Source organism: Mycolicibacterium aichiense (genome assembly GCF_010726245.1).
Classification (GTDB): domain Bacteria; phylum Actinomycetota; class Actinomycetes; order Mycobacteriales; family Mycobacteriaceae; genus Mycobacterium; species Mycobacterium aichiense.
Genome location: NZ_AP022561.1, coordinates 4,928,661 through 4,954,424 on the forward strand (window position 1 = coordinate 4,928,661; position 25,764 = coordinate 4,954,424).

Here is a 25,764-nt window from a genome sequence, read left to right on the forward strand (position 1 = left end):
CGTGTACCCCGGAGATCCACACGGGAAACCTCGACCCATCGCCTACCGGGTCTGCCCTACACCGATGACCGAGTCCCTTGACGACAGCCGCGGTAGGTTACCGTCGTTCCCGTCAACGATGACGCTGGGAGAACCGATGACGACGAGCTTCGTGGTGCACCGCAACGATCTGCGCACGACCCACTGGGACGAGTCCCCCGCACCCAGCCTTGACGACGCTGAGGTGCGCCTGCGTATCGACGCCTTCGCCCTGACGTCGAACAACATCACCTACGCCGCGCTCGGCGACGTGATGAACTACTGGCAGTTCTATCCGACCGGCGATTCGGCCACCGGCCACGTCCCGGTATGGGGCTTCGCCACCGTCATCGAATCACGCTGCGCTGGAGTCGAAGTCGGCGAGCGGTTCTACGGATACTGGCCGATCGCCGACGAGGTGGTGCTGCGGGCCACCGATGTGCACCCGGGTGGTTTCGCCGAAGGCTCCGAGCACCGCCGCGCCCTGCACGCGGTCTACAACCAGTACGTGCGGTGCAGTGCCGACCCCGGCTATCGCACCGACCGCGAGGCGCAGCAGGCGCTGCTGCGCCCACTGTTCGCCACGTCGTTCCTGATCGACGACTTCCTCGCGGACAACGCATTCTTCGGCGCCACGACGGTGATCCTGTCCAGTGCGTCCAGCAAGACCGCGTACGGCACCGCGTTCTGCCTCGCACAGCGCGGCGGGGAGGTCACCGTCGTCGGGCTGACGTCGCCGGCGAATGCCGAATTCACCCGGTCGCTCGGCTGTTACGACGACGTCGTCTGCTACCAGGACGCGGGCACGCTTCCCGAAGTCGCGTCGGTGTACGTCGACATGAGCGGGGACACCGCGCTGCGCGGGTCGGTGCACCGCAGACTCGGCGATCTGCTGGCCTACAGCTGCGCGGTGGGCGCGACCCATTGGGATTCACTCGGTGGCGGGGGCGAATTGCCCGGCCCGCCGCCGCAGTTGTTCTTCGCGCCCGAACAGGCCCGCAAGCGGGCGGCGCAGTGGGGCGCCGAAGGTCTGCAAGAGCGGTTGGCCGACGCGTGGACGGCATTCCTGACGCGCATCGACGACGCCGAGCATCCGTGGATGACCGTGGTGACGCGACACGGTCGCGACGCCGTCGAGCAGTGCTATACGGCACTGCTGGACGGGACTGTCCCGGCCAACGAAGGCCACATCCTGTCGGTCTGATCAGCCGACGCGACTACGTCGATCCGTTCGAGTCGACGAGTTCGTCGGGGGCGTAAGCGCTCTTGCCGCGGCCCAGCCGCTTGGCTTGATACATCGCATGATCCGCGTCCCGCAGGATGGTGGCCGCGGTGTTCTCCTCGCGGTCGTTGATCGGGGCGATACCGATGCTGGCGGTCATACGCAGGGTGGTGCCGCCGATGCGGACCGGCTCGGCCAACGCGGCGTGCATTCGCTCGGCGAGTGCGTCCAGCGCCTCGCGGGTGGTCGGACCGAACAGCAATGCGACGAATTCGTCGCCGCCGAGCCGGGCGACCACATCCCCGGCTCGCACCGAACGCGCAAGGCGTTGGGCGGCGGTCTGAAGCATCGTGTCGCCGGCGTCGTGCCCCAACGAGTCGTTGATGACCTTCAAGTCGTCGATATCGAGAAACAGCACGGCGGACAACACATCACGGCCGTCTCGGGTCAGGGCATCGGTGATCCGGGCCTGCACGTACGCCCGATTCGGCAGGCCGGTCAGATCGTCGTGGGTGGCCTGATGGGCCAGGCGTTCACTCGCGGTGCGCTCGGAGGAGATTTCGGCAATCTGGCGCGCGTGAACATACGTCGCGAGGAATGCCGCGCAGCACAGGTATGCGTACAAGACCACGAGGAACCAGGCTGCCGGCCATCCGATCCGCTGATGGATCGACGTATCGGCAATCAGCGTCCCCAAGAACGCAACCACGCTCAGCGACAACACGATTGCCGCGCGTTGCCACGACAACTCGACGATCACCATCAGCGGAAGCAGCGCGATCAGCAGCAACGGGACGTAACCGCCGGACGTCAGCAGGTGGAAACCCGCCAGCGCCACGATGTCGGTCACGGCGGTCGCGATGCGCCAACGTGGCCCGCCGATCCGCTTGCCGGCCGGTGAGACCGCGAGAACGGCCGCTCCGATCGCGGCGAGCGCATAGGCCGCGATCCAGATGCACTCCGCGACCCAGTCGCCCGGCGATGTGCCGACGATCATCGCGCCGACCATGATCAGCACGACACCGAGCCGCAGTACCGCCTGGCGGGCACGGCCGAGGGCTATCAGATCCATCGCGGTTCAGCTACCACGACGGAGCGGAACAGACCGACCTGCATTACGCACTCGTCAATAATTTCACAGATTCAGCGAAGAACCACGCCAGGCGACCGTCAGATCCGACGCGCACGCACAAATCCGGAAAGCGATCCTTTGCCAATCTTCCTGATAATTTCTCAGGAACATTCCGCCCAAGCAGAGGACACGGCATGACCGCAGCAGTTGGCGCGACGACATGGACCGTGAGATTCCGCGATGGGTTGCGGGGTGTTTGCGCCGCCGGCATAGCCGCCACCATGCTGGTAGCGGGCTGGGGAGTCACTGCGCCAGGCGAGACGAGCCGGCCACACGTCGGCCGGGTGGCGGAGCTCGAAGCCACCCTGGCCGCAACCGTCACGTCGATGGCCGTCGACGCCGTCGCTGTGGCCTCCACAGCCACTGGAGCGAATTCCATTGGGGCGCATCGATCCCCCACCGCCTCTGTGACCGTGGTTGTGCCCGAGCCCATCTACAACTTCGCCCAGGGTTTGGTCATCGCCGGTGCGGCTGCGCTACTGGCCCCGGCCTGGTACCTCGGCTTTCCGGTCACCCTCACGGGTAGCGCGGCGTTCCTGGTTGTCCTTCTGCGTCCGTTCGTCGCCGCCGCGGGTGGAACCATGACCCCGATCCTGACCGGATCCGCGGTGTTGATCGGCGCGCTCATCTACGCCCTCTTGCCGCCGGCGCTGGTCGTCGCGGGCCTGGTGCAGGCGGGATCGGCGATCTCGCGGAGCCTCACTGCGCCAGGGGCGGCGACGAAATCAGACGCTCGTGCCACGGTTGCGAGCGACGTGCCCACAGCCACCGGCCGCTCCGGTCGCGGCACCGCAGGCCCGCGCACACGGCCGGCGAAGACTGTGCCCGGCCGCACCGCACCAACCGCAGCCGTCGCTCCGGCGAAGGAGCGCGGCGGCTCCCCCACTTCCAACGCCTCGTCGAAGAAGTCGACCGGGAACGGGGTCGCCAAGCGCGCGGTGGGAGGCAGCGGCCGAAACCGCTAGCGCGCGTTGACAATCGCGTGGCGGCCGGTCGTCAACTCTGCGCGTCGACTGCGCCGGCCAGCTTCATCAGCGCCCGGTGACACATGTCCCGGGTCTGGCGGCGAGGCTGTTTGCCGTGCCGAACGTCGTAGTAGGCCGCGGTGAGCATCGACCACGTCGCGCCGACCAAGAACGTCGGGGTGAATTGGGTGTCGACCGTGCCATCGTGGTGGCCGCGCTGGAGGACCGCGATCAAGCCCTGGTCGGCCTCGCAGTCGAAGTCGTCGAGGTCGTAGTCGGCCGACGCGCGCAGCCACCACCCCAAGCTGTCGAGGCGCTCGAGCATCTCGTCGACGATCCGCAGATACGCCTCCAACCCGGTGCCCTCCGCCGTCCGGGCTGCCAGGACCGCGTCCTCGTACTGGGCCTCGACGAACGACTCGATGCCCTCGGTCAACGCGGCGCGATCGGGAAAGTAGCGGTTGAGGGTGCTTCGAGCGACGCCCGCGGCCGCGGCGATCTCGCTCATCGACGCCGCCGCGTTGTCGGTCAGCACGTCTATGGCCGCTGCCAGCAGGGCTGCCCGCGTGCGGTCTCTGACCCGCGGCTGCACATCAGTAGGCGCCATGCGCCCATCGTGCCGGATGAACCCAAAATGGGACGAATTTGACGAAAATGGGACATCCTGTCCTAATTATTGCATGCCCGCACTTCTCGACGTCGACGCGACCACACCGGCTCAACCGACCAAGTTGTCCGTGTTGTGGGCCTTCGCCCGACCCCATCGGGGCCGACTGGTCTTCGCCTTCGTGCTGGGCTTGGGTGTCTCGGCAGCCGAGCTCGCGACGCCGCTCGTCACCCGGTGGGTGCTGGACTCGATCGGCAGCACGGCCGGCCGCTTCGTAGGCCCGATCCTGGTGCTGGCCGCCCTGATCGTCGTGGGCACCGTCCTGAGCTGGCGGCAGTGGGTGATGCTCGGCAGCCTGGCCGAGGACGTGGTCTACGACGCCCGCCAGGGCATGGTCCGGCGATTCCTGCGAGCCCGTCTGATCCCGCTCCAGGTACGGTCCAACGGCGAGCTGGTGACCCGGGTGACCAGCGATACGGTGCTCCTGCGCGAGGCGGCGTCATCGAGTGCCGTCGGTCTGGTCAACGGCACCATCACCGTCGTCGGCACGTTGGTGTTGATGGCCTACCTCAATCCCCTGCTCGCGGCCGTCACCATCGGCGCCATCGTGGTGATCGCGGTCATTTTCGGGGCACTGATGCCGGCGATCGGGCGGGCTCAAGAGGACGCTCAGAGTTCACTGGGCGCACTCGGCGGGCTGTTGGAGACGACGTTGCGCGCCATCAAGACCGTCAAAGTCGCCGCCGCCGAAGACCGGCAATCGCGCGCCCTGCTTTCGCTCGCCGAAGAGTCGAGGGGGCACAGCTTGCGTGCCGTTCGCCGCGAGGCGTTGGTGTGGAGTGTCACCTTCTCCGGCATCCAGGCCGCGACCCTGGTCATCGTGTGCGGTGGCGCGTATCTGGTGTCGATCGGACAACTCAGCATGTCGACGCTCGTGGCGTTCCTGTTGTATGCGGTGGGATTGCTCGGCCCCACAATGGAATTGAGCACACACCTCACCACACTTCAGGCGGGTATTGCGGCGGCGGGTCGCATCCGTGACGTGCAGGCGCTGACCGCGGAGCGATCCGGTGCCACATTGGCGGAGGTTCGCCCACCCGATTCCGACGCCCCCGCACTTTCCGTCGAGCGAGTCAGCGGACGGTATCGCCGAGGCGGACCTACGGTGCTGCACGACGTCTCCTTCGAGGTACCGCGCCACGGTCACACGGCGATCGTCGGGCCCTCCGGAGCAGGCAAGACAACGCTGTTCGCCTTGATCCTCAAGTTCATCGAGCCCGACGCCGGGCGTCTACTGATGGCCGGCCGGCCGTACTCGGACTTGGGCATCGCCGGCGTCCGCGCGCGCCTCGGCTACGTGGAGCAGGACAGCCCGCTGCTGGCCGGCACCCTGCGCGAGAACCTCGTCTTCGCCAATCAATCAGCCGCACAGCACAATATCGACGACGTTCTGCGGCGGCTCCAGCTCGTCGAATTCGTCGAGGGACTCGAGCGCGGGCTCGACACCGACGTCGCGTCGGTAACCATGTCGGGTGGGCAGCGGCAACGCGTGGCGCTCGCGCGGGCCCTACTCGCCGAGCCCGACGTGCTTCTCCTCGACGAAGTCACGGCTCAGATAGACGGGCTTTCAGAGGCGGCGGTTCACGACGTCATCCGGCATCAGGCAAGGCAACGCGCGGTGATCACCATCGCGCATCGACTGTCGACCGTGATCGACGCCGACACGATCCTCGTCATGGATCGCGGACGAATCATCGACCGCGGCAGCCACGACGAACTGATCGGCCGCTGCGAGTTGTATCGCAGTCTCGTCGACGCGCTGCGCCTCGACTCCGGCACCCACGACTCGTTGCTCCAAGAATCAGGACCACGCCATGACAGTTGACTCAGCTACCATCGAATCTCCGCCGCGGGAGCGGACTCCCCTGGCAAAAGTGCTGTCCGCCAACGACATCTACGGCGGAGTGATCGGTACGGTGTTCGCCAGTGCCACGCTCGCGGCAATACCCATCGGCCCATCACCGGGCTACTCAGCCGTGTGGGTGGCCGCCAGCGTCGCGATCGCGGCACTCACCCGCAGTTACGGACAGCATGTCTCCACCCACCAGGCCGGCACCACGACGAGCTTCGTGAAGGACCTCAGATCCTTCATGCTGACCGGCATCCCCATGGTCCTCGCGTCGATCCCGACGTTGATCGTCCTGTGGGTGGCCCATCTCACCGGATGGCGGGACGACGTGACGGGGGCCGACGGATCGCTCGCGATCGGCTACACCTCGTTCGCCCTGATGATGAACGCGGGCCTGCTCTTCGGCTGGGGTGTGGTGGCCGGCCGGATCAGCGGCTACTCGCGGTGGGGTTCGGGTGTGGTCGGACTGGCCAACACCGGCCTCGGGGTGGCGGTGATCATCGTCAACCTGATGATCAAGTGAGCGTCGGCCTACCCCGGGCATCGGTCCGGAAACCACATCAGGCCCGGTTGAAAACCGGGCCTGAATGTGGTGGCAGGTACAGGATTCGAACCTGTGTAGGCTTCCGCCGACGGATTTACAGTCCGCTCCCATTGGCCGCTCGGGCAACCTGCCTGGGTGCGCCGCGCCGGGGATCCGGTTTGGTGCGAATAGCAGGGTACAACGATCATGTACCTCAGATACAAACCGGCCGATCAACCGAAGGGACGAGTCCAATGGCGGATTCATCGTTCGACATCGTGAGCAAGGTCGACCGCCAAGAGGTCGACAACGCACTGAACCAGGCGGCCAAGGAGCTGAGCACCCGGTTCGACTTTCGCGGCACCGACACCACGATCGCCTGGAAGGGCGACGAGGTCATCGAGCTCGTCAGCTCGACCGAGGAGCGGGTGAAGGCTGCCGTCGACGTCTTCAAGGAGAAGCTGATCCGCCGCGACATCTCCATGAAGGCCTTCGACGCCGGCGAACCGCAGGCCAGCGGAAAGACCTACAAAGTGTCCGGCACCCTCAAGCAGGGCATCGACCAAGAGCACGCCAAGAAGATCAACAAGCTCATCCGCGATGAAGGGCCCAAAGGGGTGAAGTCGCAGGTCCAAGGTGACGAGATCCGGGTCAGCTCCAAGAAGCGGGACGACCTGCAAGCCGTCATCGCCCTGCTCAAAGGTGCCGACCTCGACGTGGCGCTGCAGTTCGTCAACTATCGGTAGACCAAGGGCCCTCGCTCAACCAACCGGTCAGTGCCTAGTGTGGTGAGCATCACCACCCACGCGAAGCGAGGACCGCGATGACCGCCACCCCGGAGACTGCTCCCGTACCCGCCGAGACCGACGGCGGGTCCTACGACGTCGTGATCATCGGCGCCGGGTTCTCCGGGATCGGTGCCGCCTATCGCATCGCCGAGCGCAACCCCGGCACGCGCTACGTGATCCTGGAACGCCGCGAGGGAATCGGGGGCACCTGGGACCTGTTCCGCTACCCGGGCGTGCGCTCGGACTCCAGCATCTTCTCGCTGTCCTGGCCGTGGGAACCGTGGGTCCGCAGGGAAGGCGTCGCCGACGGCGACCACATCCGCGAGTACATGGAAGACACCGCCCGCAAGCGCGGCATCCTGCCCAACATCCGGTTCGGCACCTACGTACAGTCGGCCGATTGGGATTCGGCCACCGACACCTGGACCGTGCACGCGGACGAGAACGGCGAACGCAAGACCTACCGCGGACGCTTCGTCTTCTTCGGCTCGGGTTACTACAACTACGACGAGGGCTACACCCCCGACTTCCCCGGCCTCGAGACGTTCGCAGGCACCGTCGTGCACCCACAATTCTGGCCGGAGGATCTCGACTACACCGGCAAGAACGTGATCGTCATCGGCAGCGGGGCCACCGCGGTTTCGCTGATCCCCGCGCTGGCGCAGAAGGCGGCCAAGGTGACGATGCTGCAGCGCTCACCGACCTATCTGCTGGCCGGCTCACGGGTCAACCCGCTCATCGAAGCGGTCCGGAAAGTCGTTCCCCGCAAGATTTCTCATGCGTTCGCCCGCTACTTCGCAGTCGCCTTCGAAAGCATCGTGTGGTTCCTGGCCCGCACCGTCCCGGGGCTGGCCCGCAAGATCATCCGGGCCCAGAACCTCAGCCGGCTGCCCGCGGGATATCCCGTCGACGTCCACTTCAAGCCGCGCTACAACGTCTGGGATCAGCGCCTGTGCCTGGTGGCCGACGGTGACTTGTTCGAGGTGATCTCCGATGGCCGCGCCGAAGTCGTGACCGACCACATCGACCGCTTCGACGACACCGGCGTCATGCTGAAGTCGGGTAAGCATCTTGCGGCCGACATCATCGTCACCGCGACCGGTCTTCAACTCCAGGCCCTCGGCGGTGTGCGAATCACCCTGGACGGCAACGAGATCAAGCCCCAGGAGCGTTTCTCCTACAAGGCGCACATGCTCGAGGACGTGCCGAACCTGATCTGGTGCATCGGCTACACCAACGCGTCCTGGACGCTGCGCGCCGACATGACCGCCCGCGCGGCGGCCAAGCTGATCGAATACATGAACTCGCACGGCTACACCCACGCTTTCCCACACCTGGGCGGCGAACCCATCGCCGAGAAGCCCGCATGGGACATCCAGGCCGGCTACGTGTTGCGCAACCTGCACGCCTTGCCGAAGTCGGGTCTCAAGCGCCCGTGGGTGGTCCGGCAGAACTATCTCGCCGATGCCTTCGACCACCACTTCATCGACAAGATCGACGAGGACATGACGTTCGGGCGGATCGCGTCCCCGGCGCGGGTGGCCGGATAGCCCAGCTGCGGGTGGGGTGTGTGCACATTTCCAGAACGCGATATCACCGGTGATATCGCGTTCTGGAACAGACACCCACCATCTCGGCCCGACCGCACACCCCGATTGCACGAACTCCCCATGAACAACCGGGTATTCGCAATACGCTGAACACCATGACTTCTGAACGCCGCGAACCCAAGGTCGTCGTGCTCGGCGGCGGATCCTGGGGTACCACCGTCGCATCCATCTGCTCGCGCCGGGGGCCGACGCTGCAGTGGGTGCGCTCGGAGGAGACCGCCAAGGACATCAACGAGAACCACCGCAACTCGCGCTACCTGGGCGACGAGGTCGAGCTCTCGGAAACCCTGCGAGCCACCACAGATTTCAGCGAAGCCGCCGAGTGCGCCGACGTCGTCGTCATGGGCGTGCCGTCCCACGGCTTCCGCGGCGTGCTGGCCGAACTGAGCAGGGAACTGCGCCCGTGGGTGCCCGTCGTCAGCCTGGTCAAGGGACTCGAGCAGGGCACCAACATGCGGATGAGCCAGATCATCGACGAGGTTCTGCCCGGCCACCCGGCCGGCATCCTCGCCGGACCCAACATCGCACGCGAGGTCGCCGACGGGTATGCGGCCGCCGCCGTGTTGGCCATGCCCGACCAGCACCTGGCCGCCAATCTCGCGAAGATGTTCCGCACCAAGCGGTTCCGCGTCTACACCACCGACGACGTCGTCGGAGTCGAGATCGCGGGCGCGCTGAAGAACGTCTACGCGATCGCCGTCGGCATGGGATATTCGCTGGGCATCGGCGAGAACACCCGGGCGCTGGTGATGGCTCGCGCGGTGCGGGAGATGTCACGGCTCGGCGAAGCGATCGGCGGGCACCGCGACACGTTCGCCGGCCTGGCCGGCATGGGCGACCTCATCGTCACCTGCACCTCGCAGCGCAGCCGCAACCGCCACGTCGGCGAGCAACTGGGCTCCGGCAAGTCCATCGAGGAGATCATCGCCTCGATGAACCAGGTCGCCGAGGGCGTCAAGGCCGCCAGCGTGATCATGGAATTCGCCGAGAAGTACGGCCTGAACATGCCGATCGCCCGCGAGGTCGATGCCGTCGTCAACCACGGCGCCAACGTCGAACAGGCCTACCGCGGACTGATGGCCGAGAAGCCCGGCCACGAGGTCAACGACTCACACTTCTAGCGCGGCTCAGCCAGGGAACGACGGGAACAGCGGGTTCGAGTTCTTCGGCCGATCCAGCATCGGGCTCGGTCCCGACGTGAACGTCGCGCCAGGTCCGACGACGAAGCCGACTTGGTCGTGATTGTTCACGCATGCCACGACGCCGCCACCGTCGACGCCGCAGCTGATGTCGCGGAAGCTCAGCCGAGTGTTCGGCGGCAGCGGCTTCACATCACCGGCCGCCGCATAGAGCGACGCGCCGCTGCTGGAGAAGCCGGGCTCACCGGACGGACCGGCGCTGACCAGGTTCGCGCCATTGGGCGCACCGGGCAGTGCCCCGCTGCAGCCGTAGCTGGAGTTCTGCTTGTCGAGTACACACACCACCCCGGGCGGACCGGCGAAGGCGTACCAGTTGCCGCCCATCGCCGTGTAGGGCACCGGGCTGACGGGGGTGTAGGCATTCACGTTCGGAAGGACCGGGGCGGGCGCCGGCTCGGGATCTGCCGCTGCCATGCCCGGCGTACCGATCGCTGCCGCCCCCGCGACGCTCACCAGGCCGATCAGGATTCTGCTCAGCATCATCACACCCTACGTAAGCGCCACTGATGGCGCAGTTTGCGTACTCACCTGGTCCTTCGGCTCCGCGGTCGTGATTCGTTACCGCCATACCCCGGACGCCTGGCCGCAGCGTGGGCCAGTTAGTGGCCGGCCATCTTCTCGAGCCGCGCGATGCGGTCCTGGACCGGCGGATGGGTCGAGAACATCTTGCCGATCTTCTCGCTGGAGCGGAATGGGCTGGCGATCATCAGGTGCGCCTGGTCGGCCAGCTGCGGCTCGGGAGGCAGCGGCGCGTTCTCCACCCCGCCGCTGATCTTGCGCAGAGCCGACGCCAGCGCCAGCGGATCACCGGATAGCTCGGCCCCGGACTCGTCGGCCTGGTACTCGCGCGAGCGGGACACCGCCATCCGGATCAGCGTCGCGGCGATCGGACCGAGCAGCGAAACCAGCAACAGCGCAAAGGGATTGGCACCGCCTTCGCGGTTGTTGCCGCCGAACACCCCGGCGAACACGGCGATGTTGGCCAGCGCGGTGATCACCGAGGCCAGTGCACCTGCCACACACGAGATCAGGATGTCGCGGTTGTAGACGTGCGACAGTTCATGGCCGAGCACCGCGCGCAGTTCACGCTCGCTGAGCAGGTTGAGGATGCCGGTGGTGACGCACACCGCTGCATTGCGCGGATTGCGGCCGGTCGCGAACGCGTTCGGGTTGGCGGTGTCGCTGATGTAGAGCCGCGGCATCGGCTGGTGCGCCGTGGTCGCCAGCTCGCGGACCATCGCGTAAATCTGCGGCGCCTGCACCTCGGTGATCGGCTGGGCGTGCATGGCGCGAAGCGCGAGCTTGTCGGAGTTGAAGTACACGTAGACGTTCATGCCGATCGCGAAGACCAGCGCGAGGAACATCACATTGCGCCCGAACAGCGAACCGAGGAAGACGATCAGCGCCGACATCCCAACAAGCAGCGCGAACGTCTTGAACGTGTTGGCGGTCGGATGCCACGTCATCAATTCCTCCTCCGAGCAAACGCACTCTCCGGGAGGTTAACGCCTCGAACAGACCGTGAGGTTCCGCGACGCTGTCAGCCGTGCCGGTTGATCGTGTAGTCCATCAGTGACGCCAGTGCCCGCCGGCCCGGCCCGTCGGGCAAACCGGCCAGTTCCTCGCCGGCCTGCTCGGCGTAGCGCTGCACGGTGGCCTTGGCCTTGGCGATGCCGTCGCCGGCGCGCAGCAGCGCCAGGGCCTCGGCCAGGGCGTCGTCGTCCTCGATCGGGCCCTTCACCAGCTCACGCAGCCGGTCGGCGTCCGGGCCGGTGTCTTGCAGCGCGTACAGCACCGGCAGGGTGTGCACGCCTTCGCGGAGATCGGTACCCGGGGTCTTGCCCGACTCGTCGGGGTCGCTGTCGATGTCGATGATGTCGTCGGAGATCTGGAACGCGGTGCCCACGATCCCGCCGAGCCGGCTCAGCCGCTCGATCTGGTCGTCGTTGGCACCGGCGAAGGTGGCTCCGAAACGTCCCGACGCCGCGATCAGGCAGGCGGTCTTCTCGTAGATCACCTTGAGGTAGTGGTCGACCGGGTCCACACCGTTGGTGTTGCCCTTGGTCTCGCGCATCTGACCGGTGACCAGTTGAGCGAACGTCTCGGCGATGATGCGAACCGCGTCCGGTCCCAGCCGGCTCACCAGCCGCGACGCCGTCGCGAACAGGTAGTCGCCGGCCAGGATCGCGATGTTGTTGCCCCAGCGGGCGTTGGCGCTCGGCGCTCCGCGCCGCATCTGCGCCTCGTCCATGACGTCGTCGTGGTACAGCGTGGCCAGGTGCACCAGCTCGATCACCGCGCCGGCGACCGTGACTTGCCAGGCGTCCGGCTCCGGGCCGATCTGCGCGGACAGCACCGTGAACAGGGGGCGGAAGCGCTTGCCGCCGGCCTCGAACAGGTGCACGACGGCTTCGGTCATCAGCTCGTCACCGCCGCGCAGTTCGGTGCTCATGAGCTCTTCGACACGACCTACCCCGTCGCGGACGCTCTTGGCGAAGGCCGGATCACCAAAGTCCACCCCTGCTACCACCGTGGCCGGAGTACTCACCCTGCCAACATACTGGGGGCATGGAGTTGCGGTCAGATGTGGTCATCGTCGGGGCCGGCCCGGCCGGCTCGGCGGCGGCCGCCTGGGCCGCCCGCCGTGGCCACGAGGTGCTCGTCGTCGACGCCGCCGAATTCCCCCGCGACAAGCCCTGCGGCGACGGACTCACCCCACGCGCGGTGCTCGAGTTGCAGCGGCTCGGTCTCGGCGACTGGCTCGACGGCCACATCCGCCACCATGGCCTGCGGTTGTCCGGGTTCGGCGCCGACGTCGAGGTCCCGTGGCCCGGGCCGTCGTTCCCGTCCGGCGGGTCGGCGGTGCCGCGCACCGAACTCGACGACCGGATCCGCAAGGTCGCCGAGGATGCCGGCGCGTCCATGTTGCTCGGCGTCAAAGCTGTTGACGTATCCCGCGATTCGCGCGGCCATGTGGACGCGGTGGTGCTGGCCGACGGGTCACGGGTGTCCTGCCGCTGGGTGATCGTGGCCGACGGCGCGCGTTCCCCATTCGGGCGGGTGCTCGGCAGGCAGTGGCATCAGGAGACGGTGTACGGGGTGGCGGTGCGCGGATACCTCGCGTCGCCGCGGGCCGGCGAGCCGTGGATCTCGTCGGACCTGGAGCTGCGGTCTGTCGACGGGCAGGTGCTGCCCGGCTACGGCTGGATCTTCCCGCTGGGCAACGGCGAGGTGAACATCGGCGTCGGCGCCCTGGCCACGGCGAAACGGCCCGCCGACGTCGCATTACGGCCCCTGATCAAGCACTACACCGACCTGAAGCGGGCTGCCTGGGGATTCGACGGCCCGCCGCGCGCGGTGTCCTCGGCCCTGTTGCCGATGGGTGGGGCGGTCTCCGGGGTGGCCGGACCCAACTGGGTGCTGATCGGGGACGCCGCCGCGTGCGTGAACCCGCTCAACGGCGAGGGCATCGATTACGGGCTGGAAACCGGTCGGCTGGCTGCCGAGATGCTGGGCTCGGGCGACCTGTCACAGGCGTGGCCCGCGATGCTGCAGGCGCACTACGGGCGCGGGTTCTCGGTGGCCCGGCGGTTGGGGCTGCTGTTGACGCTGCCTCGCTTCCTGCCGCTGACCGGGCCGGTCGCGATGCGCTCGTCGCGGCTGATGGGCGTCGCGGTGCGGGTGATGGGCAACCTGGTCACCGACGACGACGCCGACCTGGTGGCGCGGGCGTGGCGCGTCGCGGGGATGGGATCGCGAATCCTGGACCGGCGCAAGCCGTTCAGCTGACCCGTTGAGTGAGCGTTGACGCCTCACTCAGCGGCGCATTGTGAAGCGTCAGCGCTCAATGAATGGCGGTGCAGCGACCGCCGCCTCGCAGAAATGACAAATTTGACAAAACTTCTTCACATCGCGGCGGTTGCGGCATAAGCTCCGCCGCATGAGTGACTACGACGCGATCATCGTGGGGGCCGGGCACAACGGCCTGACCGCAGCGGTGGTGCTGCAACGAGCCGGGTTGCGCACGCTCTGCCTGGAGGCCAACACCTACAGCGGCGGCATGTCGGCCACCGTCGAGCTGATCGACGGCTTCAAATTCGAGATCGCCGGGTCGGTGCGTTTCCCCACCGCGCAGAAGATCAACAGCGAGCTCGGCCTGGACACGTTGCCGACCATCTCCTCGGAGATCATGTCGGTCAACCTCGGGGAAAACGGCGAGGAAGCAATGGTCTTCCACAGCGACCCGATGGCGATGATGAACCATCTCAACGAGAAGCACGGCATGGACGCCGTGATGGCCATGGCCAACCTCTACGCCTGGAGCGCCGGCCCCGGTAAGGCCCTCGGCCGCTTCGACGCGCTGGCGCTGCCGAAGACCATCGACGAGATGTATGCCTGTGCCGCAGACGAAAACGAACGGCGCGCCATCCACGAGATGCTGTTCGGCTCGGCGATGGACGTCGTCGACCGGTTCCTGCCCGACAAGGAAAAGCACTCCGTGATCCGCGGCATGCTGGCCTTCCTGGCAGTGAACTCCACCTACCGCGGCCCGTACACCCCAGGCAGCGCAACATGTTTGGCGTTCGCAATGGCCATGCCGCCGGAGGGCGGCCAGATGACCACCAAACTCAAGGGCGGAATCGGCGTGCTCGCCGAGCATCTGCGGGACCTGTTCGTCGACGCCGCCGGGGAGATGCGCTACCGCACCAAGGTCGAACAGATCCTCGTCGAGGACGGCAAGGTCACCGGGGTTCGCCTCAAGGACGGTGAAGTGATCAGTGCACCGGTCGTGGTGTCCAACCTCGCACCGGAGACCACACTGCTGGATCTTGTTGGCGTCGACCATCTTCCGTCGTCACTGGTGACCAGGCTCGGCGGCCGCGATCACCGGGCATCCTTCATGCAGATCCACTTCGCCCTGGACGGGCTGCCCCAGTACGCCGCGCCCTACGACTTCCTCAACGAGCCGGGCATGCAGATGTCGGTGGGCATGTTCGGGTCACCGGAGGAACAACAGCGCCAATGGGAGATGGCCCGGGGCGGCGAAGTACCGGACAACCCCGCGCTGTCGATCCAGATGCCCACGGTCGGCGACCCCGAGATGGCGCCGGAGGGCAAGCACGCCGCCAGCGTGTACGCCTACGGCTTCCCGATCGAGGCGCCGCGCGATCAGCACGGCCACCTGAAAACCGTTATGGCCGAACGAGTTGTCGACAAGATCACCCGCTACGCCCCGAACTTCAAGGACATCCTGATCCGCGACATCACGTTCGCGCCGTATCACATGAACACCATGTTCGCCGCACCCAACGGCGACTTCTGCCACGGGCTGCTGCAGCCCGAGCTGATGGGGGTCAACCGGCCCGGACCCAAGGGGTTCATCGACGAACCGATCCCGATCGAAGGCCTCTACCTGGGCGGTGCGGGCTGTCACGGCGGACCGGGCATCACGTTCATCCCCGGCTACAACGCCGGGTATCAGGTACTAGAAGACGCCGGCCGCTGAAATCCGGCGCGATTTCCGGTGTAGAGCACCGGTTATCGCGCCCGATCAGCCTAGAGGGCGTCGGCGAGTTCAACGAGATCGTCCACGACGATGTCCGGCTGCGCGCCGACCGGGATGAGCGCTTGACCTGATCGCCGGACGAACGCGCCGTGACAGCCCGCGGCGAGTGCGCCGGCGATATCCCAGCCATGGGCGGCCACCAGCCGCACCTCGCTCAGCGGCACGCCGAGGGTGGCGCCGACGTGCTGGTAGGCCTCGGCGCGCGGCTTGAGCGCACGAACGGTGTCCGCCGACAGAATGGCGTCGAAACGCGAAGCAACGCCATTGAATTCGAGTTGCTCGGTGACCACCGACAGCGGCGAGTTGGTCAGCGCCACCAGGGTGAAGCCACGCAAACGCGCGAGAGCGGGCGCGACGTCGGGGTGCAGCGGCAGGCGCCGCATACCGGCGGCGACCTCGTCGGCGCAGTCCAGCCGCAGCATCTCCAGTGCGGCCCGCTGAGCGGTCGGAAAATCCACGTAGCTACCGGTGAGCCCGCCGACAAACGCAATCTGCAGCATCTGGCTGAACCAGCGCCTACGGGTTTCGGCGCCGCCTACGATCGCGTCGAGCGGACTCAGGTCGAGCAACGTCTCGTTGACGTCAAAGGCAAGCACGGTCACCATGCGGGACTACCCGGGTTTGACCGCAGCATGCAGCGCGACGATCCCGCCGGTCAGATTGCGCCACCGCACATCCGACCAGCCGGCGTCGCGGATCTGCGTGGCCAGCGCCGCCTGGTCGGGCCAGGCCCGGATGGACTCCGCCAGATAGACGTAGGCGTCCGGGTTGCTCGACACCGCGCGGGCCACCCGCGGCAGCGCCTGCATCAGGTACTCCTTGTAGACAGTCGAGAACACCGGCACGACGGGTGTGGAGAACTCGCACACCACCAGCCGACCGCCCGGGCGGGTCACCCGCGCCATCTCCCGCAGCCCCGCCGGATGGTCGACGACATTGCGCAACCCGAAGCTGATCGTCACCGCATCGAACACCGCGTCGCCGAACGGGAGCTTGGTCGCGTCGGCCGCCACTTTCGGCACCGCCCGCGCGGCACCGGCCCGCAGCATGCCGACCGAGAAGTCCGCGGCCACACACCAGGCGCCGGAGCGGGCCAGCTCGACCGTCGACACCGCGGTCCCCGCGGCCAGGTCCAGCACCCGGTCGCCGGGTCCGATACCCAGCGCCGAACGGGTCGCCCGCCGCCAGGCGCGGTCCTGCCCCAGCGACAGCACGGTGTTGGTGATGTCGTACCGCCGCGCGACGGCGTCGAACATCGACGCCACATCGCGGGGATCCTTGTCCAGCGTCGCCCGGCTCACGGTGCCGACGCTACCCGAGCGGGAATGCTGAGCCCGTCGATGCGTTGGCTAGACGCATGAGCGAAAAAGTGTGGTTCATCACCGGGACATCGCGCGGCTTCGGCCGGGAGTGGGCGATCGCCGCCCTGGACCGTGGCGACAAGGTCGCTGCGACCGCGCGCAACACCGACACCCTGTCCGACCTGGTCGACCAGTACGGCGACGCCATCCTGCCGATCCAGCTCGACGTCACCGACCGGGATGCCGACTTCGCCGCCGTCGCCAAGGCGCATGACCACTTCGGCCGACTGGACATCGTCGTCAACAACGCCGGCTACGGGCACTTCGGCTTCATCGAGGAACTCTCCGAGAGCGATGCGCGCGATCAGCTCGAGACCAACGTCTTCGGCGCGCTGTGGATCACCCAGGCCGCGCTGCCGTATCTGCGCGCTCAGGGCAGTGGCCACATCATCCAGGTGTCGTCGATCGGCGGCATCACCGCGTTCCCGCTCGTCGGCATCTACCACGCCTCCAAATGGGCGCTGGAAGGGTTCTCGCAGGCGCTGGCCCAGGAGGTCGCGCCATTCGGCATTCACGTCACACTGATCGAGCCGGGCGGGTTCGACACCGATTGGTCCGGCTCGTCATCGAGGCGCTCGGCCGAACTGCCGGACTACGCCGAACTGCACCGCCAGGTCGACGAGGCCCGCAAGCAACGGTGGTCTGCGCCCGGCAACCCGAAGGCGTCGGCGTCGGCCATTCTCAAGGTCGTGGACGCGCCGACTCCCCCGCTGAGAGTGTTCTTCGGGGAGTCCCCGCTGCAGACCGCGAAGGCCGACTACGAGAGCCGCATCGCGAACTGGGAACAGTGGCAGCCGGTGGCCGTCGAGGCCCAGGGCTGATCAGATCGCGCGCGCGTCGACTCTCGGCAGTTGACGCGCACGACTGGCCATCCGTTCGCTGAGGTGGATCAGCCGATCCTCGTGCCCAGCGGGCATGGTGTAAGCCAACTTACGGAGTTCGAGTGCGAAGTCGGTGAGATCTTGGCGATACGACGCGTCGTTCATTCGGACGCCCCCAGGTCTTGAAGAGGTGGTCTTGTCACTGGCATTCAGCATTCCCCCGTTTGCGTTCAAGTGTGCGCCCACGCACATGCCCTGGAAAGGTTTATCAGGAACAATTAAGGAAAGTCATTGGCGTGGCACCAGACTCAGGCCGCGCGGCGCCGTCGGCTTGTGAGCCGCACCGCTTCGTAGTGGCCCAGCAACTCGTCGCAGATCGCCGGCCACGTCCGGCCGAGGACACTGCGGCGCGCGGCAAGCGAGTAGCGCGCTCTCTCGTCGAGCAGGTGATCGACCGATTGCGACAGGCGCGCTTCGAATTCCGCGACCGTCAATAAAAGTCCGGTTCGGTACGGCGCCACCAAATCCCGGGGACCACCGGCATTCGGAGCGATGACCGGCAAACCCGATGCCATCGCCTCCTGCACGGCCTGGCAGAACGTCTCGTGCTCGCCGGGGTGGACGAAGACGTCCATGCTCGCGTACGCGGTGGCGAGCTGCTCGCCGTACAGCGCCCCGGTGAACACCGCCGACGGCATCATCGCCTGGAGCTTCTCGCGGTCGACACCGTCGCCGACGACCACCAGCTGCAGGTCGTCGCGGCGGGCGAGCACGGCGAGCCGCTCCACATGCTTCTCCGGTGCGAGGCGGCCGACGAAGCCGACGATCGGCTTGCCCGCCGGTGACCAGCGCGCCCGCAGCTCGTTACTCCGCGCCGACGGCGCGAAGCCGGTCACGTCGACACCTCGGGCCCACTGGAAGACCCGCGGAATGCCGTGGGTGGCAAGGTCTTCCATCGCCGCGGTGGACGGCGCCAAGGTCCGGTCCACCCGTGAATGCAGATGCCGGTTCCACGCCCAGGCCGCACGTGACGCGACACCGATCCCGTAGCTCTGGGCGAATCCGGCGATATCGGTCTGGTACACCGCCACCGTCGGCACGCCGAGATACCGGGCGGCCTGCACCCCGCCATACCCGAGCAGCGCGGGCGAGGCCAGATGCACCACGTGCGGATCGAAACCGCGCAGCACGCCGACCATGCGTGGGCGCGGCACACCCAGCGGCAGTGACGTCACTTTGGGGAACATCCGCGACGGCACCCGGTGCACCCGGATCCCGTCGTGGATCCGGTCAGCTGCCGGTTCACCACGGGGGGTGTCCGGGGCGATCACGAGTGCTTCATGGCCGGTGCGGCGGAGATGCTCGAGCACCCGCAACACCGAGTTGCTCACTCCGTTGACGTTGGGCAGGAAGGACTCGGCGACAATGGCAACGCGCACGATTAGACAGTGACAGCGCCGCCTGTCAGCGAGGTTGCGCCCAGGCATACACGACACGAAAAACAGGTGCGACGCGGTACCGTGCGAGCATGCGGTTCTGGTCTGTGCTCGTGATGGCGCTGGTCATGCTGGCCACCGGTTGCAGCAGGGAAATTGTCGGTGTGGCACAGGTGGATCCGCGCGGGCCGGGAACGGCACTGAGCAAGGACGGCTACGGCATCGTGGCCGGTGACCCGAACGCGCGGGTCCACATCGAGTTGTACACCGAACCGCAATGCAGCCACTGCGCGGATCTGCAGAAGGATTTCGGTGACGAACTGGCCCGCTACATCGACCTCGGCCAGCTCGCCGTCACCTACCGTCCGCTGACATTTCTCGATGACAAGCCCGGCGGCTACTCCGACCGGGTGAGCAACGCGATGTTCCTCGCGCCTGGCCCGGACACGTCAGGCAAGGCGTTCCAGAGGTTCGTGCAAGATCTTTGGAGCCACCAGGATTCGCACGGCAAGGGACCCAGCGACACTCAGATCGCCGACATGGCTCGCGAAAGTGGAATTCCCGCCCCGGCCGTCGACGCGATGCGGGCAGGCAAGCCCGCGTTGGACGTCCAGGATATGGCGGACACCAACTTCGAATACCTCTATGAGATCGACGCCATCAACACCGGTACCCCAACGGTGTTCGACCTCAACACCAACGAGAAGATCGACATCTACGACAACAACTGGTTGTCCAAGCTGATGTCCACCTGATTCACCCGGCGTTCCAGCAGGACCAGGCCCGTCAACACCAGTCCACCGATCAGCCACGCCACCACCGCTATCGAGCCGGCCGGGATGATCGCGAGTGCAGCCGTACGGTGTTGCACGCGAACGAGATCCGGGTTGTTGCGGTCGTACTCGACGTAGATGCGCATGCCCTCGGCCAGCTCGGAGGGATAGAGCACCCCAAGCTCGGGACGGTAGGTGACGCGGTCCGGGGTGACGAACTCGATCGTCGAGCGGCGCGGACCGGCCGAGAGGACCTCTGCCTGCGCCACACCCATGTTGTGTTCGATCTGCCGGTCGTTGCGCCACGCACCGGCCACCAACAGCACCGATTGCAGGGTGACCAGGCCGATCAGGATCCACACCGCACACTTGCTCCAGCGCAACAGCTTTCGCTGTGTGGTGTCGGTGACATCTGGATCGCGCCGTGGCAGGGCCAATGTCACCCACGCCGAAAGGCTGCGGATCACAGCGCCGACCGGATCGCGGCGTGCAGCTGCCGCAACGAGGATCGGTCGGCTTTGACCTCGAGGACCCGCATGCCCTCGAAGGGTTCGGCGAGCGCGCCGCCGAGTTGGTCGACCTCGATCTGGCGGGCGTCGATGTGATAGGCCCGGCACAGCGCACCGACGTCGACGTCGTGCGGGGTGCCGAAGATCCGCGCCGACACGTCGGAGAACCGGGGGTCGCCCTGCTCGAGCAGCTCGAAGATGCCGCCGCCGTTGTCGTTGGAGACCACGATCGTCAGATTCTTCGGCGTCGGCTCGGTCGGCCCGATCAGCAACCCCGAGCTGTCGTGCACGAATGTCATGTCGCCGATCAGACCGATGGTCCGGCCCGTATGCGCCAACGCCGCGCCGATGATCGTCGACACCGTGCCGTCGATCCCGGCCACTCCCCGGTTGGAGCGCACCTTGATGCCCTCGGTGTTCAGTCCGACCAGCGCCGCGTCACGAACCGGATTGGACGCGCCCAGCACCAGCTGGTCCCCCGGACGCACCGCGGCGGCCACCGCGGCCGCGACGTGCAGCCCGGTGGTCAGCGGGTGGGCGGCCAACTGCCGGCGCACCGCCGCGATGGTGTGCGCGTTGACCTCGGCGCAGCGCGCCAACCACGCCGGGTCGGGCGTGCCGCTGGTCTCGGCGCGGGTGCCGGTGGCCGCCGAGTTGCCCGACACGTCGGGCCAGCGGGGACCCGTGGTCAGGGCGAACACCGGCACCGACGGGTCGGCCAGCAGCGTCGACACCGGCCGGTGCAGCGTCGGGCGGCCCAGCATGATCACCTGGCGGGGCCGCAGCAGCGGCAGCGCCAGCGGATGCAGCGGGTTGGCGGCGTGCGGGGCCGTCGGCTCGGCGACCGTCGGCAGCGCGGCCAGGTTCGGGTGGACACCGGCGCCGTGCCCGGCGATCACCACGGTGTCGGGGGTGAGATCGATGTCCAGCGGCTGGTCGAACACCACCGCCGGGCTGTACGTCCACGGCTTGCCGTCCGGCCTGCCGGGCGGGATCGCCGCCGAACCCGAGTCAGCATCCGGCACCAGGGGCTCGCGCAGCGGGATGTCGAACTGGACCGGGCCGGCGTTAGCCGAGCGCGCGCCAGTGGCCGCCGCCAGCACCCGGCAGGTGGCCGAGCGCCACTGCGCGTTCAGTGAGTCCAGTTTGTCCGCGGAATCCTCGGCTAGGCCCAGGCTGATCGCGGCGCGGACCTGGGTGCCGAAGTAGCCGAGCTGCTCGAAGGTCTGGTTGGCGCCGGTGCCCAACAGCTCGTAGGGCCGGTTGGCCGACAGCACGATCAGCGGCACCCGGGCGTAGTTGGCCTCGACGACGGCGGGGCCCATGTTGGCCACCGCGGTGCCCGAGGTCATCGCCACGCAGACCGGGGCCCGCTTGGCCACGGCCAGCCCGATCGCCAGGAAGCCGGCGGTGCGCTCGTCGATGCGGACGTGCAGCCGAAGCCGGCCGGCCCGGTCGGCATCGGAGAGTGCGAAGGCCAGCGGGGCGTTACGCGAACCCGGGCAGAGCACGACGTCGAGGACGCCGCCGCGGATCAATTCGTCGACGACGACGCGGGCCTGAGCCGTCGATGGGTTCATTACTACAGCGTGTCACACGTCGATCGGGCTCGACATCAGACAAGAGTGCCTGCGAAAAAGTCCAGCATCGCGTTGTTCACGGTGTCCGGCCGCTCCAGGAATCCGAGGTGGCCGGTATGCCCGATCTGCACGTATCGGCCGTTTGGGATGGCGTCGGCGACCTCGCGACCCAGCGCCGCCGGGGTCAGCAGGTCGTCGGCGAACCCGATCACCAGCACCTCATTGGTAATCGAACGGTAAGCGGCCAGCCGGTTGTCCTTCGGGTAGACCTCGAGCTGGGCCCGCAGGCCAGGGGTGCGCTTGATCGGGAAGGCGGTGAACATCTCCACCCAGTCGCCGATCGCCTTCTCGTCATTGATGGTCTTGGGTGAGAAGTTCTCCAGCACACGCACTTTCGCCGCATAGGCGGGCGGCAGCTGGATGCCGGCCTTGGTGAGTTCGACGTCGGCGGCCCGGAACGACTTGCGGGTCCGGTCCAGACGGCCGCGGGTGCCCATCAGCACAGCCTGGGTGACCAGCTCCGGGCGGGTCAGCATCAGTTCCTGGGCGATGTAGGCGCCCATCGAGATCGCCACGATCCGGGTGGGTCCGCCGATCACGTCCTCGATGAGGGCGGCGGTGTCGGCGATCATCTGCTCCGGCGTGAAATCGCCGGCTTCCTCGGTGGCCCCGATTCCCCGGTTGTCGAACGTGACGCACCGATAACCCGCCGCCAGGAAGCGCGGAATCTGGTGGATGTGCCAGGTTCGGCCGGCGCCGCCGGTGCCGGCGATGAACAGCACCGGATCGCCGGAGCCGTTGTCCTCGTAGGCCAGGTTGATCACCTGGCAGAGGCTACGCGACCCCGTTTCCGCCGTGCCTTCGACCGCGCGGCGTCGATGGCGCCGGACCACAGCAGCGACGTCATCGCCTTGAGTTGGGTGGGCGTCGCCAGATCCTTGGCCATCAACGCGGCAGCGGAGGCCTTCGTCGTCGCCGACGCCTTCGACATGTGCCCGGAGTCGAACGGCGGTTGCGGGTCGTACTCCATCGACAGCTGGATCACCTTGGCGCGCTCTTCACCGCCGATCTGTCCGGCCAGCCACAGCGCGAGGTCGATGCCCGCCGACACCCCGGCGCTGGTGACGATGTCGCCTTCGTGAACCACGCGTTCGTCCTTGACGGGCGTGACCCCGAGCGCCTTCAGCGCGGTCAGCGCCGCCCAGTGCGACGTCGCGCGCTTGCCCTTCAGCAGTCCCGCCGCCGCGAGGATCACCGACCCGGAGCACACCGACGTCGTCCAGGTCGCGGTCTGGTGGGCCTGGCGAACCCAGTCGAGCAATTTCTCGTCGCGGGAGTGTTCGATCGTCGTCATCCCGCCGGGCACGAGAATGACGTCGGGAGAGGGTGTTTCGTCGAACGAGTGGGTGGCGCCGATGACGAGCACACCGGAGTCCGCGGTGATCGGGCCGGTTTCGTGCCACACGAAGCGCACCTCAGCGTCGGGCAGCCAGCGCAGCACCTCGTAGGGCCCGATGAAATCCAGGGCGGTGAAACCGGGATAGAGCACGATGGCGATCTGCATGACACTCTCCTTTACGCGAACGTTTTGCGGTATTGGTCGGGTGAGACGCCGACCCGGCGAATGAAGTTGCGGCGCAACGTCTCCGATGATCCGAAACCGCAGCGGGCGGCGATGGTGACGACGGTGTCGTCGGTCTCTTCGAGCTGACGGCGGGCGGCTTCGGTGCGGACCCGTTCGACGTAGGCGCCGGGGGCCTCGCCGACCTCCTCGGTGAACACTCGGGTGAAGTGCCGCGGACTCATCGCGGCGCGCCGAGCCAGCTCGGTGATGGTATGGGCGGCACCGGGTTCGGCCTCGATGGCCTCCTGCACCTCGCGGATGGGTTGGCGACGGGCACGCGGCATCCACACCGGCGCCGCGAACTGCGTCTGGCCGCCAGGCCTGCGGAGAAACAGCACGAGGTAGCGCGCCACGGTCTGAGCGACCTCGGTGCCGTAGTCGTCCTCGACGAGCGCCAGTGACAGGTCGATGCCGGCCGTCACGCCGGCCGCCGTCCACACCGTGGCCGAGCTGCGCAGGAAAATGGGCTCGCGGTCGACGGTGACCGCCGGGAACTCGCGGGCCATCCGGTCGGCGAACGCCCAGTGCGTGGTGGCCCGGCAGCCGTCGAGCAGACCGGCCTGGGCGACCAGGAACGAGCCGGTGCACACGCTGACGACGCGCCTCGAATTGGCCGCGGCCGCGCGAATCCAGGCCATGGTGGCGGCGTCCTCGCGGGCGGCGTCGACGCCGGGGCCGCCGGGCAGGATCAGGGTGTCGATGCCATGGGGTTCGGGCATCGCCTCGGCGACGAATGCCAGACCGGTCGGGGTGCTCGCCGGGCGGCCGTCGAGGGAGGCGACGCTGACCCGGTAGCCGCCCTCGGTGAGCAGCGCGGCGCCGGTGAACACGTCGTGCGGTCCGACCAGGTCGAGGGCCTGCACGCCGGGAAACCCGAGGATCACCACCGATCGCGCCATGCGTTCAGTGTCGAGGCTGGCCGCGATGGCGTCTAGGCCATGTACCCCACAGATCAGGACATCACAGCTTTCTGAGGCGCCGCAGGGCTTGCATGAGCGGCAGCATCGACGCTGCGCCTTTACGCAGGCTGCGCTGCAGCGGTCCCACGTTCGCCAGCACCACGTACTCGACGCCGCAATCCCGCCACTGGGCAGCCCGATCCACGATCTCCTCAGGTGTCCCGCACAGCAGGCAGTCACGGACCACCTCGGTGGGAATGACTTTGACGTGTGACAGCGCCGTCTGTTCGTCCATGTCCTGCGGAAGGATGTCCTGCGCGCCGGTGAAGCCGATGCCGAGTGGATGCTGGGCGCCGTGGCGGGCGTAGAAGTGATCGGGGGCATTCAGTGCCGCCGCCCGGATCACTTCGGACTCGAGCGCCTCGTCGAGGTCGTCGTTGTTGCGGGCGGCCAACGTCATCAGCCAAAGCGCCGGCTTGATCGACATCGGGTCGCGCCCGGCATCGGAAGCCGCGGTGCGGACGGCCTCGAGCCGCTGCGCGTATTCCTGCGGAGTGTGCGGGAACGCCGGATAGAACCCGTCGGCATAGCGACCGGCCGCGCGCAACATCCGCGGACCGTGCGCGGCGATCCAGATTTGCGGCCACGTCCCCTTGTATGGCGGCAGCTCGAAGAGCGCATTCCGCAGCGGAAAGAACGAGGAGTCGCGATTCACCAACTCCCCCTTGGAATTCCACAACGCCCGGATGGTCGCCATGGCTTCTTCGAACCGCGCCACCGGCTTGGACCATTCCACGCCGTAGGGTTCGTTGCCTTCTCGTTCGCCACTGCCGATGCCGAGGATCGCGCGGCCGCGGGTCAGCAAGTGCAGGGTGGCCGCTGCCTGCGCGGTGACGGCCGGATTGCGCCGGCCCGTGTCGGTCACGCCGATGCCGAGGCGAAGGCGCGCTCGATTGCGTGCGGCGATATTGCCGAGCATGGTCCACGGCTCCAGATACGCGTCGCCGCGCGGCAGCAGGGCCGCGCCGCCGCAGTACTTCGGGTTGTTCCACAGTGAGCGCGGAAACAGCGAATTCAGGTGATCGGGCACCCAGAACGAGTCGACCCGGGCGGCGGCCGCGGCCGCGTAGTTGGCTTTGGTGAGGAAATCGACCGTGGGACGTGCCGCCACGATGGGATCCATCATTCCGACGCGGAGCGTTGACATCGCTTCAGTGTCGTG

General features: G+C 67.3%; 26 protein-coding genes and 1 tRNA gene. 11 read left to right on the forward strand and 16 right to left on the reverse strand.

What is annotated here, in order from left to right; translation table 11 throughout:
- The first annotated feature begins 64 nt into the window (after window positions 1-64).
- Window positions 65-1,222 (forward strand): DUF2855 family protein, encoded by a 1,158-nt coding sequence (locus G6N32_RS23700; protein WP_232077302.1) that lies wholly within the window; start codon window positions 65-67, stop codon window positions 1,220-1,222.
- Between the two features lie 13 nt (window positions 1,223-1,235).
- Here G6N32_RS23700 and G6N32_RS23705 read toward each other — a convergent pair whose 3' ends face one another.
- A complete protein-coding gene (locus G6N32_RS23705; RefSeq protein ID WP_115318648.1) occupies window positions 1,236-2,312 on the reverse strand; it encodes a GGDEF domain-containing protein in 1,077 nt (358 codons plus the stop codon).
- 194 nt (window positions 2,313-2,506) lie between these two features.
- Between G6N32_RS23705 and G6N32_RS23710 the strand changes: the two genes are divergently transcribed.
- On the forward strand, window positions 2,507-3,337 hold the full coding sequence (locus G6N32_RS23710) for a hypothetical protein (RefSeq protein ID WP_147291991.1): 831 nt from the start codon (window positions 2,507-2,509) through the stop codon (window positions 3,335-3,337).
- Between the two features lie 31 nt (window positions 3,338-3,368).
- Here G6N32_RS23710 and G6N32_RS23715 read toward each other — a convergent pair whose 3' ends face one another.
- The gene (locus G6N32_RS23715; RefSeq protein ID WP_115318646.1) at window positions 3,369-3,944 is read right to left on the reverse strand and encodes a TetR/AcrR family transcriptional regulator; all 576 of its coding nucleotides are present in this window, start codon (window positions 3,942-3,944) and stop codon (window positions 3,369-3,371) included.
- Between the two features lie 73 nt (window positions 3,945-4,017).
- Here G6N32_RS23715 and G6N32_RS23720 point away from each other — a divergent pair, with 73 nt between their 5' ends.
- Window positions 4,018-5,829, forward strand: coding sequence for an ABC transporter ATP-binding protein (locus G6N32_RS23720; protein ID WP_115318645.1), 1,812 nt, complete (start codon window positions 4,018-4,020; stop codon window positions 5,827-5,829).
- The gene (locus G6N32_RS23725; RefSeq protein WP_147291990.1) at window positions 5,819-6,376 is read left to right on the forward strand and encodes a hypothetical protein; all 558 of its coding nucleotides are present in this window, start codon (window positions 5,819-5,821) and stop codon (window positions 6,374-6,376) included. Before G6N32_RS23720 ends, G6N32_RS23725 begins: the two co-directional genes overlap by 11 nt.
- A gap of 67 nt (window positions 6,377-6,443) precedes the next feature.
- Here the strand turns inward: G6N32_RS23725 and G6N32_RS23730 are convergent.
- Window positions 6,444-6,529: transfer RNA gene (locus G6N32_RS23730), tRNA-Tyr, on the reverse strand.
- A 101-nt stretch (window positions 6,530-6,630) separates the two neighbouring features.
- Between G6N32_RS23730 and G6N32_RS23735 the strand changes: the two genes are divergently transcribed.
- The 3 genes from G6N32_RS23735 to G6N32_RS23745 all read left to right on the forward strand — a co-directional run bounded on the left by G6N32_RS23735 (window position 6,631) and on the right by G6N32_RS23745 (window position 9,895).
- Window positions 6,631-7,122, forward strand: coding sequence for a YajQ family cyclic di-GMP-binding protein (locus G6N32_RS23735; protein ID WP_071947634.1), 492 nt, complete (start codon window positions 6,631-6,633; stop codon window positions 7,120-7,122).
- A gap of 77 nt (window positions 7,123-7,199) precedes the next feature.
- Window positions 7,200-8,714 (forward strand): flavin-containing monooxygenase, encoded by a 1,515-nt coding sequence (locus G6N32_RS23740; RefSeq protein WP_115318643.1) that lies wholly within the window; start codon window positions 7,200-7,202, stop codon window positions 8,712-8,714.
- 155 nt (window positions 8,715-8,869) lie between these two features.
- A complete protein-coding gene (locus G6N32_RS23745; protein ID WP_115318642.1) occupies window positions 8,870-9,895 on the forward strand; it encodes an NAD(P)H-dependent glycerol-3-phosphate dehydrogenase in 1,026 nt (341 codons plus the stop codon).
- Window positions 9,896-9,901: 6 nt separating this feature from the next.
- Here the strand turns inward: G6N32_RS23745 and G6N32_RS23750 are convergent, their stop codons facing one another.
- The 3 genes from G6N32_RS23750 to grcC1 all read right to left on the reverse strand — a co-directional run bounded on the left by G6N32_RS23750 (window position 9,902) and on the right by grcC1 (window position 12,521).
- The gene (locus tag G6N32_RS23750; RefSeq protein ID WP_115319067.1) at window positions 9,902-10,453 is read right to left on the reverse strand and encodes a hypothetical protein; all 552 of its coding nucleotides are present in this window, start codon (window positions 10,451-10,453) and stop codon (window positions 9,902-9,904) included.
- A gap of 119 nt (window positions 10,454-10,572) precedes the next feature.
- Entirely contained in the window at window positions 10,573-11,439 is an 867-nt protein-coding gene (gene htpX, locus G6N32_RS23755; RefSeq protein WP_115318641.1) for a zinc metalloprotease HtpX, read from the reverse strand.
- Window positions 11,440-11,513: 74 nt separating this feature from the next.
- On the reverse strand, window positions 11,514-12,521 hold the full coding sequence (gene grcC1 / locus G6N32_RS23760; RefSeq protein WP_172507240.1) for a nonaprenyl/(2E,6E)-farnesyl/geranylgeranyl diphosphat synthase: 1,008 nt from the start codon (window positions 12,519-12,521) through the stop codon (window positions 11,514-11,516).
- A 20-nt stretch (window positions 12,522-12,541) separates the two neighbouring features.
- On the opposite strand from grcC1, the gene menJ reads away from it, so the two are divergent.
- Window positions 12,542-13,762, forward strand: a complete 1,221-nt coding sequence (menJ, locus tag G6N32_RS23765; protein WP_115318640.1) for a menaquinone reductase MenJ — start codon at window positions 12,542-12,544, stop codon at window positions 13,760-13,762.
- Between the two features lie 151 nt (window positions 13,763-13,913).
- A complete protein-coding gene (locus G6N32_RS23770) occupies window positions 13,914-15,479 on the forward strand; it encodes a phytoene desaturase family protein (RefSeq protein ID WP_115318639.1) in 1,566 nt (521 codons plus the stop codon).
- Between the two features lie 50 nt (window positions 15,480-15,529).
- On the opposite strand, the gene G6N32_RS23775 is transcribed toward G6N32_RS23770, so the two are convergent.
- Together G6N32_RS23775 and G6N32_RS23780 are read right to left on the reverse strand one after the other, a co-directional pair.
- Window positions 15,530-16,141 (reverse strand): haloacid dehalogenase type II, encoded by a 612-nt coding sequence (locus G6N32_RS23775; protein ID WP_197935789.1) that lies wholly within the window; start codon window positions 16,139-16,141, stop codon window positions 15,530-15,532.
- Window positions 16,142-16,150: 9 nt separating this feature from the next.
- Window positions 16,151-16,840, reverse strand: coding sequence for a demethylmenaquinone methyltransferase (locus tag G6N32_RS23780; RefSeq protein WP_115318637.1), 690 nt, complete (start codon window positions 16,838-16,840; stop codon window positions 16,151-16,153).
- A gap of 56 nt (window positions 16,841-16,896) precedes the next feature.
- On the opposite strand from G6N32_RS23780, the gene G6N32_RS23785 reads away from it, so the two are divergent.
- The gene (locus G6N32_RS23785; protein WP_115318636.1) at window positions 16,897-17,721 is read left to right on the forward strand and encodes an SDR family oxidoreductase; all 825 of its coding nucleotides are present in this window, start codon (window positions 16,897-16,899) and stop codon (window positions 17,719-17,721) included.
- Here the strand turns inward: G6N32_RS23785 and G6N32_RS28510 are convergent, their stop codons facing one another.
- Entirely contained in the window at window positions 17,722-17,886 is a 165-nt protein-coding gene (locus G6N32_RS28510) for a hypothetical protein (protein WP_170310607.1), read from the reverse strand.
- A 143-nt stretch (window positions 17,887-18,029) separates the two neighbouring features.
- On the reverse strand, window positions 18,030-19,160 hold the full coding sequence (locus G6N32_RS23790; RefSeq protein ID WP_115318635.1) for a glycosyltransferase family 4 protein: 1,131 nt from the start codon (window positions 19,158-19,160) through the stop codon (window positions 18,030-18,032).
- 89 nt (window positions 19,161-19,249) lie between these two features.
- Here G6N32_RS23790 and G6N32_RS23795 point away from each other — a divergent pair, with 89 nt between their 5' ends.
- Window positions 19,250-19,912 (forward strand): DsbA family protein, encoded by a 663-nt coding sequence (locus G6N32_RS23795; RefSeq protein WP_115318634.1) that lies wholly within the window; start codon window positions 19,250-19,252, stop codon window positions 19,910-19,912.
- Here the strand turns inward: G6N32_RS23795 and G6N32_RS23800 are convergent.
- The 6 genes from G6N32_RS23800 to G6N32_RS23825 form a co-directional block, all read right to left on the reverse strand.
- Window positions 19,873-20,394 (reverse strand): DUF3592 domain-containing protein, encoded by a 522-nt coding sequence (locus tag G6N32_RS23800; RefSeq protein WP_232077823.1) that lies wholly within the window; start codon window positions 20,392-20,394, stop codon window positions 19,873-19,875. The genes G6N32_RS23795 and G6N32_RS23800 overlap by 40 nt on opposite strands.
- Window positions 20,394-22,019, reverse strand: coding sequence for a 2-succinyl-5-enolpyruvyl-6-hydroxy-3-cyclohexene-1-carboxylic-acid synthase (menD, locus tag G6N32_RS23805; RefSeq protein WP_115318632.1), 1,626 nt, complete (start codon window positions 22,017-22,019; stop codon window positions 20,394-20,396). The genes G6N32_RS23800 and menD overlap by 1 nt, the downstream gene beginning before the upstream one ends.
- 35 nt (window positions 22,020-22,054) lie before the next feature.
- Window positions 22,055-22,843 (reverse strand): alpha/beta fold hydrolase, encoded by a 789-nt coding sequence (locus tag G6N32_RS23810; protein ID WP_083118252.1) that lies wholly within the window; start codon window positions 22,841-22,843, stop codon window positions 22,055-22,057.
- Entirely contained in the window at window positions 22,840-23,583 is a 744-nt protein-coding gene (locus tag G6N32_RS23815) for a DJ-1/PfpI family protein (protein ID WP_115318631.1), read from the reverse strand. Before G6N32_RS23815 ends, G6N32_RS23810 begins: the two co-directional genes overlap by 4 nt.
- Window positions 23,584-23,594: 11 nt before the next feature.
- Entirely contained in the window at window positions 23,595-24,542 is a 948-nt protein-coding gene (locus G6N32_RS23820) for a GlxA family transcriptional regulator (RefSeq protein ID WP_115318630.1), read from the reverse strand.
- A gap of 61 nt (window positions 24,543-24,603) precedes the next feature.
- Window positions 24,604-25,749 carry an LLM class flavin-dependent oxidoreductase gene (locus tag G6N32_RS23825; RefSeq protein WP_115318629.1) on the reverse strand — a complete coding sequence of 382 codons (1,146 nt, stop codon included), beginning with the start codon at window positions 25,747-25,749 and terminating at the stop codon, window positions 24,604-24,606.
- Between the last annotated feature and the right edge of the window lie 15 nt (window positions 25,750-25,764).

Excerpts from the sequence above, each read along its gene's own strand:
- G6N32_RS23770 (WP_115318639.1), top strand. The coding sequence starts at position 13,914 with ATGAGTGACTACGACGCGATCATCGTGGGGGCCGGGCACAACGGCCTG.
- menD (WP_115318632.1), bottom strand. The coding sequence starts at position 22,019 with ATGAACCCATCGACGGCTCAGGCCCGCGTCGTCGTCGACGAATTGATC.
- G6N32_RS23745 (WP_115318642.1), top strand. The coding sequence starts at position 8,870 with ATGACTTCTGAACGCCGCGAACCCAAGGTCGTCGTGCTCGGCGGCGGA.
- G6N32_RS23735 (WP_071947634.1), top strand. The coding sequence starts at position 6,631 with ATGGCGGATTCATCGTTCGACATCGTGAGCAAGGTCGACCGCCAAGAG.
- G6N32_RS23700 (WP_232077302.1), top strand. The coding sequence starts at position 65 with ATGACCGAGTCCCTTGACGACAGCCGCGGTAGGTTACCGTCGTTCCCG.
- G6N32_RS23785 (WP_115318636.1), top strand. The coding sequence starts at position 16,897 with ATGAGCGAAAAAGTGTGGTTCATCACCGGGACATCGCGCGGCTTCGGC.
- G6N32_RS23750 (WP_115319067.1), bottom strand. The coding sequence starts at position 10,453 with ATGCTGAGCAGAATCCTGATCGGCCTGGTGAGCGTCGCGGGGGCGGCA.
- G6N32_RS23815 (WP_115318631.1), bottom strand. The coding sequence starts at position 23,583 with ATGCAGATCGCCATCGTGCTCTATCCCGGTTTCACCGCCCTGGATTTC.
- G6N32_RS23725 (WP_147291990.1), top strand. The coding sequence starts at position 5,819 with ATGACAGTTGACTCAGCTACCATCGAATCTCCGCCGCGGGAGCGGACT.
- G6N32_RS23710 (WP_147291991.1), top strand. The coding sequence starts at position 2,507 with ATGACCGCAGCAGTTGGCGCGACGACATGGACCGTGAGATTCCGCGAT.
- G6N32_RS23715 (WP_115318646.1), bottom strand. The coding sequence starts at position 3,944 with ATGGCGCCTACTGATGTGCAGCCGCGGGTCAGAGACCGCACGCGGGCA.
- G6N32_RS23820 (WP_115318630.1), bottom strand. The coding sequence starts at position 24,542 with ATGGCGCGATCGGTGGTGATCCTCGGGTTTCCCGGCGTGCAGGCCCTC.
- G6N32_RS23720 (WP_115318645.1), top strand. The coding sequence starts at position 4,018 with ATGCCCGCACTTCTCGACGTCGACGCGACCACACCGGCTCAACCGACC.
- G6N32_RS23795 (WP_115318634.1), top strand. The coding sequence starts at position 19,250 with ATGCGGTTCTGGTCTGTGCTCGTGATGGCGCTGGTCATGCTGGCCACC.
- G6N32_RS23740 (WP_115318643.1), top strand. The coding sequence starts at position 7,200 with ATGACCGCCACCCCGGAGACTGCTCCCGTACCCGCCGAGACCGACGGC.
- G6N32_RS28510 (WP_170310607.1), bottom strand. The coding sequence starts at position 17,886 with ATGAACGACGCGTCGTATCGCCAAGATCTCACCGACTTCGCACTCGAA.
- G6N32_RS23705 (WP_115318648.1), bottom strand. The coding sequence starts at position 2,312 with ATGGATCTGATAGCCCTCGGCCGTGCCCGCCAGGCGGTACTGCGGCTC.
- G6N32_RS23825 (WP_115318629.1), bottom strand. The coding sequence starts at position 25,749 with ATGTCAACGCTCCGCGTCGGAATGATGGATCCCATCGTGGCGGCACGT.
- menJ (WP_115318640.1), top strand. The coding sequence starts at position 12,542 with ATGGAGTTGCGGTCAGATGTGGTCATCGTCGGGGCCGGCCCGGCCGGC.
- htpX (WP_115318641.1), bottom strand. The coding sequence starts at position 11,439 with ATGACGTGGCATCCGACCGCCAACACGTTCAAGACGTTCGCGCTGCTT.